The sequence below is a fragment of the Streptomyces sp. TRM70350 genome (assembly GCF_019219825.1).
Taxonomy (GTDB): domain Bacteria; phylum Actinomycetota; class Actinomycetes; order Streptomycetales; family Streptomycetaceae; genus Streptomyces.
The window spans coordinates 24412-37599 of record NZ_JAHUXH010000015.1 but is presented as its reverse complement, the minus strand read 5'-3'; the positions used below and the strand labels follow the sequence as shown (position 1 = coordinate 37599).

The following is a 13188-nucleotide window of genomic DNA, read 5'->3' as shown; positions in this document are numbered from 1 at the left end:
CCCTCGCCTCCTCGGGCTCGGGAGTGTAGACAGGGCACATGGTCCGGCAATTGGGCCGATCCCGGACTCGGCCCACGCGTCCCCCCGCAACAGCGCGCGCCGCCCGCACGCCTGCCTCCGAGGTGAGCGAGCGGCGGGCGCGGTCCGCCGCGGACGGCGGGCCGGACGGGCGGCGGCACGGCCACCGGTCACGGTGGAGTCCCGCCACGACCATACGGTCGGCGCTCAGCGGACGCAGTGTGGCCGGCCAGGTGTTCGTCTTCCAGGTCGTGATCGTGCTGCTGCTGGTCGTGGTGGCCGTGGTGGCGCTGGTGGTGCAGAGCCGCAGCGACAGCACCATGGAGGCCCGTAACCGGTCCCTGGCGGTCGCCGAGACCTTCGCCAACGCACCGGGCACCCGCGAGGCGCTGACCAGCCCCGACCCCACGGCCATCCTGCAGCCACGGGCCGAGGCGGCCCGCGAGGCGGCGAAGGTCGACTTCATCGTGGTGATGAACACCGACGGCATTCGCTACACGCATCCCGTCCCGGACCGGATCGGCCATCGGTTCGTCGGCACCATTCAGCCCGCGCTGGCCGGTGGGACCGTCGTCGAGCACATCACCGGGACGATAGGTCCGCTGGTGCAGGCCGTGGTGCCGGTCAAGGCGCCCGACGGCAGGGTGGTCGGCCTGGTGTCGGCCGGCATCACCACCGAGCACGTGGGCGGCGCGGCCAACCGGCAGCTGCCGATGGTGCTGTTCACCGCGGCCGGCGCACTGGTGATGGCCACGGCGGGCACGGCGCTGGTGAGCCGCCGGCTGCTGCGCCAGACGCGGGGCCTCGGGCCACGTGAGATGACCCGGATGTACGAGCACCACGACGCGGTGCTGCACGCCGTACGGGAGGGGGTGATCATCGTCGACGGCGACGGCGCCCTGCTGCTCGCCAACGACGAGGCACGCCGGCTGCTCGGTCTGCCCGACGACGCCGAGGGCCGCCGGGTCCTGGACCTGGGGCTGCCTGCGGACACCGCCGAGCTGCTGGCGTCGGGGCGGGTCGCCACGGACGAGGTGCGGCTGGTCAAGGACCGGCTGCTGGCGATCAACCAGCGGCCCACCCATCTGCGCGGCGGCCCGCACGGCAGCGTCGCGACCCTGCGCGACTCGACCGAACTGCGGGCCCTGTCGGGCCGGGCCGAGGTGGCGCGGGAGCGTCTCGACATGCTGTACGCGGCCGGTGTGGGCATCGGCACCAGCCTGGACGTCACCCGGACCGCCGAGGAGCTGGCCGATCTGGCCGTGCCGCGGTTCGCGGACTTCGTGACCGTGGACCTGTTCGACGCCGTGCTGAGCGGTGAGCAGCCGGAGGTCGGGACCCAGCTGCGCCGGACGGCCCTGGCGGGCGTGGGCAAGGATCCGCCGCTGTATCCGGTGGGCGAGCGGATCCGGTTCGTCCCGTCCTCGCCGCAGGCCCGCAGTCTGCGCGCCGGGCGGGCGACCCTGGAGCCCCGTCTGCGGGAGGCCCCCGGCTGGCAGGCGCAGGATTTCGAACTCACCTCGCAGGCCCTGGAATACGGCATCCACTCACTGATCACGGCGCCCCTGCGGGCGGGCTCCCTGATCCTCGGGATGGTCACCTTCTGGCGTGCGGACAACCCCGAGCCCTTCGACGCGGAGGACCTGGCCCTCGCCGAGGAGCTGGTCGCCCGGGCCGCCGTGTCCATCGACAACGCCCGCCGCTACACGCGCGAGCACACCATGGCGGTGACGCTGCAGCGCAGTCTGCTGCCGCGCACGCTGCCCGAGCAGAGCGCCCTGGAGATCGCCTACCGCTATCTGCCGGCCCAGGCCGGGGTCGGCGGCGACTGGTTCGACGTACTGCCGCTGTCCGGGGCCCGGGTCGCCCTGGTCGTCGGAGACGTGGTGGGGCACGGGCTGCACGCCGCCGCGACGATGGGCCGGCTGCGCACGGCGGTGCACAACTTCTCCTCCCTGGACCTCGCACCCGACGAGCTGCTCGGGCTGCTCGACGAACTGGTCGCCCGGATCGACCAGGACGAGGCGGCGGAGGGCGGCAGCGCCCCCATCACCGGCGCGACCTGCCTGTACGCGATCTACGACCCGGTGGTGCGGCGCTGCGCGATCGCCCGCGCCGGGCATCCGCCGCCGGCGCTGGTCCGCCCGGACGGCAGCGTGGAGTTCCCCGACGTGTCCGCCGGTCCCCCGCTGGGGCTGGGCGGTCTGCCGTTCGAGACGGCGGAGGTGGAGGTGGCGGAGGGCACCCGGCTGGTCCTGTACACCGACGGGCTGGTGGAGGACCGGGAGCGGGACATCGACGTCGGCCTCGACCTGCTGCGCGCCGCCCTGGAGCAGGCGGGGCCGTCGCCGGAGGACACCTGCCGGGCGGTGCTGGACTCGCGGCTGGCGGCCCGGCCGAGCGACGACATCGCCCTGCTCGTCGCCCGTACCCAGGCCCTGGGGCCCGACCGGGTGTCCGCCTGGGACGTGCCGTCCGATCCGGCGGCCGTCGCCGAGGTACGTGCCTCGGTCACCCGGCGGCTGACGGAGTGGGGCCTTCAGGACCTGGGGTTCACCACGGAGCTGATCCTCAGCGAGCTGGTCACCAACGCGATCCGCTACGGCGGGGTGCCGATCCGGGTGCGGGTGCTGCGCGACCGGAGCCTGATCTGCGAGGTGTTCGACAGCAGCAACACGGCCCCGCATCTGCGGTACGCGGCGATGACGGACGAGGGCGGGCGCGGTCTGTTCCTGGTCGCGCAGCTCGCCGAACGCTGGGGCACCCGTTATCTGCCCGGCGGCAAGGTGATCTGGGCCGAACAGCCGTTGCCGTAAGGCGGCCATACCGTCGGCGACGGCCGCGGCTGCACCGCCCTCGGGTTCTGCTCCGCCTCGACCCCCTGACGGCGCCCCGCACGCGCGAGGGCCCGGACACCGGCGTGCGCGTCGGTGTCCGGGCCCGGCCGTCCGGCAGGCCTGGATCAGCCGCCGTCGAGCCGGGAGCGCAGGAGGGCCTTGCCCAGTTCGGCGCCCTTGCGGCTGTCCGCCTGGGCCTTGCGGAACAGGTCCGCGAGCTCCGTGTCCTTGTCGCGCTCCGCGTCCTGGATGTACGTCTCCAGGCGCAGCGCGTTGTTCAGACACGCCTCCACGTACCAGATCAGGTTGTAGTCCTTGTCCGGCGTGCCGGTCACGCCGCCGGTCTCCGTGCCACTGGTCATCCGGGCCTCCTCCTTCGCCGGTTCACCGGGGTCCTTCGGGCTCGGACCCCTCAGCGCGGCACGGGTACCCCGCCGGCCGCCGGGCACACCGGCAGGTCACCACGTCGTACGTCGAACGCGGCGACGACTTTCGAACGCAACCGCCGCAAACGCCAGCCCGCGCCACCCCTTCCGCCGGATAGAAATATCTACCAGCATGCATATGCCGGATCGGCCTCCACCGGGGCCGAGCGGACATCCCCCGGAGCGGAACATGAGCGATTTCGTCTGGACGCGCGGAGTGGAATGGCTGGCCGCGGCCGCGCCCGATCCCAGGGTGTGCAAGCGGGACTGGGACCGGGGTGAGGGCGTCGTCCTGCTGGAGGCAGGACGCTTCTGGGACGTGCTGAGCGTTCCCGACCAGCTGGGCCTGCTCACGCTGGACCTGCTGTGGCGGCCCGCGCTGCCGGTGCCGGGGCCGACGCTGGTGGACACCGCCGCCCACCGGGTCGGCTTCTTCCTGCCGCCGGACCCCGACAGCAAGTGGATCGGCGCCGGTCTGCGGCACGCGGGCCGGGGGTCCTGGGTGGCGGTGCCGCCGCCGTACCGGTCCACCCGGTGCCTGGAGTGGCTCATCCCGCCCGACGGCACGGGCACGCTGCACTCGCCGACCACCCTGGAACTGGCACTGCGGCAGGCGAACAGCAGCCTGTCGGTGCTGGCGCCGCTCTGCGGCACGTAACGGACTCACCAGGGGCATCAACTCGCTTGCCACACACGGCAATTCAGACAGTTGCCACAGAAGCGAACAGAGAGCGGGCCGATTCGAAGCCAAGTCTCAGCTCATCGTGCGAGATCGGTCGCTGTCGGTTGTACTGTGCTGCGAGTGCCTCGCCACCGGGGCTTCGGATTCCGTCCTGCCCGCCCTCTCCTGGAACCGTTTCGATGATCGAATTACCGGACCTGGTTGCCGGCGCGCTCGCCGCCGCCACACTGTCCGCGCTCGCCCTCGGTGCCGGGCTGATGCGGTCCCGCCGCCTACAGGCCCGGCAACAGGCCGAGATCGCCGCGCTGCGCCGCCAACTCGACGGCACCCTGCACGCGTTCACCGCGGAGATCGGGCACCTCGCCGCACAGCGCATGCCGGCCGCCGCCCGGCAGCTGACGCACCCGCACGTCACGGTGCCCGGCCCACGGCAGCCGCATCTCACCGGCACCCCACTGGGCGGAGCGATGGAGGACGTCCTGGCCGCGCTGCGCGTGGAGCTGACCGCGCAGCGCACCCGCATCGACGCGGCCGCGCAGGCCGGGATGCGCGGCGCCACCCGGGAGATCCAGGCGGCCCTGTACCGCTTGCAGGACGCCCTGCGGGCGCTGCAACAGCGCTATGACGACCCCGAATTGGCGCAGACCCTGTTCGAACTCGACCACGAGAACGAGCAGTCGCTGCGCCGGGCACAGGTCGCCGCGGTGGTGTGCGGGGCGTGGGTGGGACTGGCCCGCGAGGACTCCCACCTGGTGGACGCGGTGACGGGTGGTCAGGCCCGGCTCGCGGGCTACCACCGGGTCCGGGTGCACAACCATCTTCGGCCGGGCACCGCACTGGTCTCGCACGCCGTCGAACCGGTCGCGATCATCGTCGCCGAGCTGCTGGACAACGCGCTGCGGCACTCCGCTCCGGACACTGACGTGACGGTCAACCTGGAGCACGTCCACCACGGCGTGTGCGTGACCGTCGATGACGCCGGGCTCGGCATGACCCAGGACGAACGGGCCCGCGCCCAGCGGCTGGTGGCCGGTTCCGAGCCGATCCTGCTGACCGACCTCGGCGATCCGCCGCGCATGGGGCTCGCCGCGATCGGCCAGCTCACCCGGCAGTTCGACCTGAGCGTGGATCTGTCCTCGCCCTCTCCGTACGGCGGGGTGCGCGCGGTGCTGCTGGTCGACAGCCACCTGCTGAGCCGGATCGACCCCGAGGAGCGGCCGCCCGCCGCCAGCGCCCCGCGCTCGACCCGCCGGGCCGAGCAGGACGCGCCCGCCCCGGCCCACGCGTACGGCGCCGAACCGGACGACGCCGCCTCCGGTGCCGTATCCCGGCACGACGGACCGCGGGACTCCGGAGGGCTGCCGCAGCGGCGGCGCCGGAACCGGGCCACCGCCGACAGCGAGCCCGCGACCCGCGGACCGGCGCGGCGACCCGAGGAGGCCGCGGCCGCTCTGGGCGCGCTGCAGTCCGGTACGGCGGCGGCGCGGGCCGTCGCCCGGGACGGCGGGCCCGAACGGTCCGGCGAGGCGACCAGCGACACCGAACAGACCGACTACGAAGGGGGAGCGGCTCGATGACCAGCCGCGATGCGGGCGACACGGCGTGGGTGCTGGAACCGATCCTGCAGGTACCGCACGTCGTGGCCGCCGTCCTGCTCACCCGGGACGGCCTCGTCACCGGGTACACCGACGCGCTGTCGCAGCCGTCGGCCGAGCGGGTGGCCGCCATCACCAGCACCGTGCAGGGCGCGTGCCGGACGGCCGCGGCGGCGTTCGCCGACCGGGAGCGGGCCGAGGTACGCCAGGTCGTCATCGAGTCCGACCACGGTTACGTCCTGATCGTGCCGACCGACCACGGCACCGTCGTCGCCGCGTACGGGGATGCCGAGGTGCGCCTGGACCTGCTGGCGCACCGGGTGCACTCGCAGGTGGCGCGGCTCGGTGAGAAGGCGATGGCCGCGGCGCCCCGAGGAGCCGACGGCGCCCCGTCGGCATGACCGGCCGCCCAGGCGGCCGCCCCCTGGTTCCCGCGTATCTGTCGACGGGCGGCGTGGCCCGGCCGAGCCGTCCCCGGCTGGAGCGGCTCTCGGTGCTCACCGGCACCGGCGAGGTCGCGCCCGCCGAGCTGCCGACCGCGCAACGGGCCCTGCTGGACGAACTGGCCGACGGCGCGCTGACGGTGGTGGAGGCCGCGGCGCTGCTGCGGCTGCCGGTCTCCGCGGTGCGGGTGCTGGCGGCCGCTCTCGTCGACCGGAACCTGGTGCTCGCCCGCGCGCCGATCCCGCCCGCCGAACGGTTCGACCCCGACCTGCTGAAGAGAGTGGCCGATGGCCTGCGCGCCCTCAAGCACGACTAGGACCTGTCCGGCGGATCATGCCGCGGACGCGAGGTCTGGCACGCCCTCCCCCAGAGGGGGGACCCCCAGCGGCGTTGTCGTCGGTTGCCGACTCCCCCACTCTCGACTTCGCTCGAGCGGGGGGACCCCCAGCGCGTCGCCGCCCTCCTCCGCCTTGCAGCTGGACGCACCAGACCCCGCTCACCTGCGCTCAAAGGAGCCGCCGATTTCCTGCGACGTGATCCGCCGGACAGGCCCTAGCGGCATCCACCTCCCCGACACCGCCCGCGAGCTGGTGAAGATCCTGGTCGCGGGCCCGTTCGGGGTGGGCAAGACGACTCTGATCGACTCCGTGTCCGAGATCCGGCCGCTGCACACGGAGGAGCACCTCACCGAGGCGTCCGCGACGGTGGACGACCTCGCCGGGGTGCGGGAGAAGTCGACGACCACCGTCGCCATCGACTTCGGCCGGATCAGCCTGCCCGGCGGGATCGTCCTGTATCTGTTCGGCACGCCCGGACAGGAGCGGTTCCGCTCGCTGTGGGACGACATCGCGTACGGGGCGCTCGGCGCGCTCGTGCTGGTGGACAGCCGCCGGATCGACGCCTCGTTCGACGTGCTCGGGCTGGTGGAGGAGAGCGGGCTGCCGTACGCGGTCGCCTTCAACGCCTTCCCGGACGCGCCCCGCCACCACACCGAGGAGCAGCTGCGCACCGCCCTGGACCTGGACGCGGGCACGCCGATGGTGACGTGCGACGCCCGGGAGCGGGACTCGTCCATCGACGCGCTGCTCGCCCTGGTCCAGCATCTGATCGACCGCCACCCCCCGGAGCCCCGGTGACCACCTACCCCCCTGCCCAGCAGGCCTTCTCCCGCTCGGTGCCCGTGCGGCTGTGGGAGGACGGCTTCGCGCTGGATCCGTACCGCTACTACGCCGACCTGCGCGCCCAGGGCCCGATCGGCTGGGCCGAACTGGCGCCGGGCGTACCGGCGTACGTCGTCGTCGACCGGCGGGCCGCGCTGGAGCTGCTGCACGACACGGAGACGTTCTCGCACGACCCGCGGCCGTGGGAGGCGACCGTCGCCGACGACTCGCCGGTCCTCGGCATGATGCGCTGGCGGCCCAACACCCTGTTCGCCGACGGCGCCGACCACGTGCGCTACCGCACCACGCTGATCGACACCTTCGACCTGGTCGAGCCGCACGATCTGCGGGCCCGGGTGCACCGGGCGGTGCATGTGCTGGTGAGCCGGTTCGGGCCGCGCGGCGAGGCCGATCTGGTGGGCGACTTCGCCCGTCCGCTGATGGCGCTGGTGTTCAACAGCCTGTTCGGGCTGCCGGACAGCCAGAGCGAACGGCTCAACGCCGCCCTCGGCACGATGATGGAGGGCGGCGCCGGGGCCGCCGAGGGCGAGGCGGAGTACGGCGGGTACGTCCTCGAACTGATCGCGGCCAAGGCCGAGCAGCGCGGCGACGACCTGCCGAGCCGGCTCCTGGACCACCCGGCGGGACTCACCCCGGAAGAGGTCACCTGGCAGGTGTTCCTCACCCTCGGCGCCGGACACGAACCCACCGCGAACCTGGTGTCGAACGCGCTGTCGCGGATCCTCGGCAACCCGGACTACTACTCCACGCTCACCAGTGGCGCCCGGCCCGTGATGGACGCGGTGGTGGAGGTGCTGCACCACGAGACGCCGCTCGCCAACTACGGCATCCACTACGCCCGCAGGCCCGTCTCCTTCCACGGCGTGTGGATCCGGGCGGCGGTACCGGTGGTCGTCTCCTACGGCGCGCTGGCGTACTTCGCCGAGCAGGAGCACGGCGACGAACGGCACCCCGGGGACGCCTCGCACCTGTCCTGGTCGGCGGGCCCGCACGCCTGCCCGGTCAAACAGCACACCCTGCTGATCGCCACGGAGGCGATCGAGCGGCTCACCCAGTGGCTGCCCGACCTCGAACCCGTCCTGCCCCGGGACCGCCTGACCTGGCGGCCGGGCCCCTTCCACCGGTCGCTGACCGCGCTGCCCGTGCGTTTCACCCCTCGCTCCCCCGACCAGCCAGGAGACCGCCCATGACCGCGACCGACCGCTTCGACCGCTTCGTCATCGATCCGTTCGGCGCCGACATCCCCGCCGAGAGCGCCCGCTTACGCGCCCTCGGCCCCGTGGTGCCCGTGGAGCTGCCCGGCGGCATACCCGCCTGGGCGCCCACCCGCTACGACGTGCTCAAGGAACTGATCCTCGACCCGCAGGTCAGCAAGGACCCGCGGCTGCACTGGCGGTTGTGGCCCCAGATCGGCGAACACCCGTCCTGGGGCTGGATCCTCGGCTGGGTCGGCGTGGTCAACATGCTCTCCACGTACGGCGCCGACCACGCCCGGCTGCGCAAACTGGTCTCGCCGAGCTTCACGCACCGGCGCACCGAGGCGATGCGCCCGCGCGTCGAGGCGGTCACCGCCGAGCTGCTCGACGCGCTGGCGGCGGCCGGGGCCGGTGGTGACGTGGTGGACGTGAAGGCCGGATTCGCCCATCCGCTGCCGATGCGGATCATCTGCGATCTGTTCGGGGTGCCGGACGGGATGCGGGACGGCACCGCGCGGCTGATCGCGGCGATCATGGACACGTCCGACCCCAGTCCGGAGCACGCGGCGTTCGTGCAGCAGCAGATCGGTACGGTGCTGCCCGCGCTGATCGCCCACCGCAGTGAGCACCCCGGTGACGATCTGACCACCGAGCTGATCCGGGTGCGCGACGAGGACGGCGACCGGCTCAGCGACGAGGAGCTGCTGTACACGCTGCTGCTGGTGATCGGCGCCGGGTTCGAGACGACCGTCAATCTGATCGGGAACGCGGTGGTCGCCCTGCTGCGGCGTCCCGAGCAGCTCGCGGCGGTGCGGGCCGGGGAGATCGGCTGGGACGCGGTCGTGGACGAGACGCTGCGGGTGCACCCGTCCATCGCCTCACTGCCGCTGCGGTTCGCGGTGACCGACATCAAGGTCGGGGACGTGACCATTCCGGCCGGGGACGCCATCATCACGACGTACGCCGCCGCCGGTGTCGATCCCGCGCGCTACGGGCCGGACGCGGACGTCTTCGACGCCACGCGCGGCGCGGAGGACCATCTGGCGTTCGGGATCGGTGTGCACCGGTGCATCGGCGCGCCGCTGGCCCGGATGGAGGCGCTGACCGCGCTGCCCGCGCTGTTCGACCGCTTCCCGCAGATCCGGCTGGCCGAGGGCGAGTTGCGGCAGGTGCCGTCGTTCATCGCGTTCGGCTGGCAGCAGGTGCCGGTACGGCTGCGGGGGTGAGGTGGGGTGCCGCTGGGGGCGCGACCGGTCCCCCGTTCCGGTCGTGCCCCTGCGGCTGGCGACGAACCTACGTGCCGGGTCGGCTCATTGGGAACCGCATCCATGCCCGTTCGGGTGCCCGGAGGACTCAACCGTGCACAGGTGCGTCCGGATGGCCCGGATTCGCCCCGGGCAGGGCGGGCAGGTCGAGGTCGCCGAGCGCCAGATGGGCGAGCACCACCTCGTAGAGGTCGCTGCCCCCGGCGAGAAGCTGGCGTTCGAGGACGGGCTCGGCCCCGCGCACGTGCTCGCGCACGGTCTGGGCATGGACGCCCAGGAGGTGCGCGGCTCGTTCGGCGTTGCCGCCGGCCGCGATCCAGGTGCGCAGGGTGCGGCGCGGGTTCCGGCTGTCGCTGTCCAGGCGGCTCAGCAACTGGTGGGCCCAGGTGTGCAGGGCGGGCCCGGCCAGCAGATCGGCCAGCCGGGTGTCCGCGCCGCCGTGGCCGCCGGGCTGCTGGTCGAGGCCGGCCTGGGTGTTCAGGGCCAGGTGGACCGCGGCCCGGACGGTGAGGTCGGACAGGTCGGTGCCGAGCAGGCCCTCGACGCGTTCCATGCGGGCGCGGACGGTGTTGCGGCTGACGCCGAGCACCGCGGCCGCGTTGACGGCGGTGAACTCCAGGCCGAGGCGGGTGGTGGCGAGGAGTTCGGCGCGGGTGTGGTGCGGCAGCGCGTCCAGGGGGCGCAGGACACGGGCCGCCCAGTCGCGGAGGGCGGCCGGGTCCATGAGGCGTTCGGGGTGCGTGCGTTCGGCGTACACCGCCGCCTTGTCCGGGCGGAAGTGCGCGACGGCGAGGGCGCTGATGGCCTGGCCGTACGCGGTCGCGGTCCGGGCGAGGCTCTGCCGGGCGCTGCCGCCGAGGAAGGTGCCGGGGCGGCCGCCGACCAGCGCGCGCAGTTCGGCGGCGGCGGCCTCGCCGGGCGTCACGACGATCACATGCGAGTCGACGGCCGGGCAGCGCACGACGAGGGCCTGCTCCGACGTGGCGGCGAGGCACTCCTCGGCGAGCCGGTCGCGGTCCTCGGGGCGGCTCTCGGCGACGTAGACGCAGGCCGTGTCCGTGTCGAGGAGACCGGGCCAGAGACCGGCGGCGACCCGGCGGGCGGAGACGGTGTCCTCGACCATGAGCAGTTGCAGGATCGCCAGCCGCAGATCCGACGTGGCGCGGCGCAGGCGGTGTCCGGCCGCGGCGCTCTCCCGGGCGCGCAGCAGGAGTTCGAGGACGCCTGCGGTGTGGGTGACGATGTCGGCGGTGCGCCGGTCGAAGGGGGCGGGGCGGGAGACCGCCAGGACGCCCGCCGTCGCGGGGTGCGGGAGCTCGACCCTGACCAGCCTCAGGTGGCGTCCGTGGTCCTGGAGCGCGGCGGAGGCGAGCCGGCCGGTGGTGATGTCGGCGACCAGGGCCTCGTCGAGGGGCGTGCGGGTACCGGCGAGGAGGGTACCGGTGTCGTCCTGGAGCGCCACGTCGGCGTGCGCGGCGTCGGCGAGCCAGGCGACGACCCGGCGGACGTCACGCCCGGACGGCCGCAGGTGGTCGAGCAACTCCTGCGCCCATGTCGCGTCCACGCCGTCCGCTCCGTCCGCGCGACGGCCCTCACCCTCTCGGCCGGCCACGTCCTCTCCCTGCCTCCTTCGCCCGCTTCACGTCGCGTCGGGCACATCGGTCGGGGACCTTACCCCACGGTGAGCCGCGGTGGGCCGGGACCTTCGCGGGGTGGTCCGGGCGGTGGGAGCGGGAAACGGGCAGGTGGGTGAGGGCGGGACCGCCACGCGGGCGGGCGGGGCGGTGGGTTCCACGGAGGTGGGGGCAGTCCCGCGCAACCCGGCGGTCCAGCGCCCGAGGCAGCGCAGGCAGGCAGGCCGCGAGTTCGCCAGGCCACGGTGTGTCGAAGTGGGGACCCCGGCATAAGCTCGGCAGATGGCGAAGTACTACGACGTGCACCCCGACAACCCCCAGCCGCGCACCATCGCCCAGGTCGCCGACAGTGTCCGGTCGGGGGCGCTCATCGCATACCCCACCGACTCCTGCTACGCGCTCGGCTGCCGTCTGGGCAGCAAGGACGGCATCGACCGGATCCGCTCCATCCGCCGACTGGACGACCGGCACCACTTCACCCTCGTGTGCCAGGACTTCGCGCAGCTCGGCCAGTTCGTGCGGGTCGACAACGACGTGTTCCGCGCGGTCAAGGCGTCCACGCCGGGCAGCTACACGTTCATCCTGCCGGCGACGAAGGAGGTGCCGCGCATGCTCCAGCACCCCAAGAAGAAGACGGTCGGCGTGCGCATCCCCGACCACGTCGTCACCCAGGCGCTGCTCGCCGAGCTCGGTGAGCCGCTGCTGTCCAGCACGCTGCTCCTACCCGACGAGGAGGAGCCGATGACGCAGGGCTGGGAGATCAAGGACCGGCTCGACCACGTCCTGGACGGGGTGGTCGACTCCGGGGACTGCGGGACGGAACCGACGACGGTGATCGACTTCTCGGAGGGCGAGGCCGAGATCGTACGGCGCGGAGCGGGTGACACGACGCGGTTCGAGTAGGTCGGGCAGGCGGCGGGCGCGGCGGCCAACAGGGCTTCTTAGGGGTCTTACCCGCGCGTGTCACGATGGCCGCCGTCGGGCCCGTCGAGTCGGCGGGCCCCTCGTCGTCGACCGCGCAGAGAGGCAGCCCAGCCATGACAGCCGTACAGGGAACGGACGTTGACATCCCCACCGAGGACGGCACCGCCGACGCCTTTCTGACCCACCCCGGCGACGGCGGCCCGCGCCCGGCGGTCCTGTTCTACATGGACGCCTTCGGGCTGCGGCCGCAGCTGAAGTCGATGGCCGACCGGCTGGCCGAGGCCGGGTACGCCGTCCTGGTGCCGAACGTCTTCTACCGTCACGGGCGCGCCCCGGTCGTGGAGCTGCCCGGGTTCATCGACAACGCCTCACGCGGCCAGCTGCTCCAGCAGATCATGCCGATGGGGCAGGCCCTGACGCCCGAGCTCGCGATGCGCGACGCCGGCGCGTATCTGCGCCGGCTGGCGGAGCGCCCCGAGGTGGCGGACGGCCCGGTCGCGGTGACCGGCTACTGCTTCGGCGCGCGGCTGTCGCTGCTCACCGCCGGGACGTATCCGGAGCGTGTCGCGGCGGCCGCTGGTTTCCACGGCGGACAGCTGGCGACCGGGGCGCCGGACAGTCCGCACCTGGTGGCCGACCGGGTCACCGCGGAACTGTACTTCGGGCACGCCGACCAGGACCCGTCCATGCCGCCCGAGCAGATCCAGCGCCTTGAGGACGCTCTCACCGCGGCGGGGGTACGGCACCGCTGCGAGGTCTATCCGGACGCGCCGCACGGGTTCACGCAGGCCGACACCGCGTCGTACCACGCGGAGGGCGACAAGCGGCACTGGGCGGCACTGCTGGACCTCCTGGAGCGCACGTTCTGACGGGATCCGGCAAGGGGCGGTGACCCTGGACGGGGGCACCGCCCTTTCGTGTGCCGCAGACATTGACATGCACGCGCCCCGGCGCAACGCTGAGAGCGCTCTCAGAAACAGGTACGGA

12 protein-coding genes are annotated in these 13188 nt (G+C 73.3%); 10 read left to right on the top strand and 2 right to left on the bottom strand.

Going from position 1 to position 13188, the window contains the following annotated elements:
• Window positions 1-38: 38 nt before the first annotated feature.
• Window positions 39-2834: a SpoIIE family protein phosphatase gene (locus tag KWI83_RS22555; protein WP_218516189.1), complete on the top strand. Its 2796-nt coding sequence runs from the start codon at window positions 39-41 to the stop codon at window positions 2832-2834.
• 146 nt (window positions 2835-2980) lie between these two features.
• On the opposite strand, the gene KWI83_RS22550 is transcribed toward KWI83_RS22555, so the two are convergent.
• The gene (locus KWI83_RS22550) at window positions 2981-3217 is read right to left on the bottom strand and encodes a hypothetical protein (protein ID WP_218516188.1); all 237 of its coding nucleotides are present in this window, start codon (window positions 3215-3217) and stop codon (window positions 2981-2983) included.
• Between the two features lie 253 nt (window positions 3218-3470).
• Between KWI83_RS22550 and KWI83_RS22545 the strand changes: the two genes are divergently transcribed.
• The 7 genes from KWI83_RS22545 (at window position 3471) to KWI83_RS22515 (ending at window position 9604) form a co-directional block, all read left to right on the top strand.
• Window positions 3471-3938, top strand: coding sequence for a hypothetical protein (locus KWI83_RS22545; RefSeq protein WP_218516187.1), 468 nt, complete (start codon window positions 3471-3473; stop codon window positions 3936-3938).
• A 203-nt stretch (window positions 3939-4141) separates the two neighbouring features.
• Window positions 4142-5539 carry an ATP-binding protein gene (locus tag KWI83_RS22540; RefSeq protein WP_218516186.1) on the top strand — a complete coding sequence of 466 codons (1398 nt, stop codon included), beginning with the start codon at window positions 4142-4144 and terminating at the stop codon, window positions 5537-5539.
• Window positions 5536-5958, top strand: a complete 423-nt coding sequence (locus KWI83_RS22535; RefSeq protein ID WP_218516185.1) for a roadblock/LC7 domain-containing protein — start codon at window positions 5536-5538, stop codon at window positions 5956-5958. The genes KWI83_RS22540 and KWI83_RS22535 overlap by 4 nt, the downstream gene beginning before the upstream one ends.
• Complete coding sequence (locus tag KWI83_RS22530; RefSeq protein ID WP_218516184.1) at window positions 5955-6317, top strand: DUF742 domain-containing protein; 363 nt, start codon at window positions 5955-5957, stop codon at window positions 6315-6317. The genes KWI83_RS22535 and KWI83_RS22530 overlap by 4 nt, the downstream gene beginning before the upstream one ends.
• A gap of 217 nt (window positions 6318-6534) precedes the next feature.
• A complete protein-coding gene (locus KWI83_RS22525; RefSeq protein ID WP_218516183.1) occupies window positions 6535-7137 on the top strand; it encodes an ATP/GTP-binding protein in 603 nt (200 codons plus the stop codon).
• Window positions 7134-8372 (top strand): cytochrome P450, encoded by a 1239-nt coding sequence (locus tag KWI83_RS22520; RefSeq protein ID WP_218516182.1) that lies wholly within the window; start codon window positions 7134-7136, stop codon window positions 8370-8372. The genes KWI83_RS22525 and KWI83_RS22520 overlap by 4 nt, the downstream gene beginning before the upstream one ends.
• Complete coding sequence (locus KWI83_RS22515) at window positions 8369-9604, top strand: cytochrome P450 (protein WP_218516181.1); 1236 nt, start codon at window positions 8369-8371, stop codon at window positions 9602-9604. The genes KWI83_RS22520 and KWI83_RS22515 overlap by 4 nt, the downstream gene beginning before the upstream one ends.
• Window positions 9605-9731: 127 nt before the next feature.
• On the opposite strand, the gene KWI83_RS22510 is transcribed toward KWI83_RS22515, so the two are convergent.
• Window positions 9732-11255: a helix-turn-helix domain-containing protein gene (locus KWI83_RS22510; RefSeq protein ID WP_218516180.1), complete on the bottom strand. Its 1524-nt coding sequence runs from the start codon at window positions 11253-11255 to the stop codon at window positions 9732-9734.
• Between the two features lie 304 nt (window positions 11256-11559).
• Between KWI83_RS22510 and KWI83_RS22505 the strand changes: the two genes are divergently transcribed.
• Together KWI83_RS22505 and KWI83_RS22500 are read left to right on the top strand one after the other, a co-directional pair.
• On the top strand, window positions 11560-12180 hold the full coding sequence (locus KWI83_RS22505) for an L-threonylcarbamoyladenylate synthase (protein ID WP_218516179.1): 621 nt from the start codon (window positions 11560-11562) through the stop codon (window positions 12178-12180).
• Between the two features lie 134 nt (window positions 12181-12314).
• Window positions 12315-13070: a dienelactone hydrolase family protein gene (locus KWI83_RS22500; RefSeq protein ID WP_218516178.1), complete on the top strand. Its 756-nt coding sequence runs from the start codon at window positions 12315-12317 to the stop codon at window positions 13068-13070.
• Window positions 13071-13188: the final 118 nt, after the last annotated feature.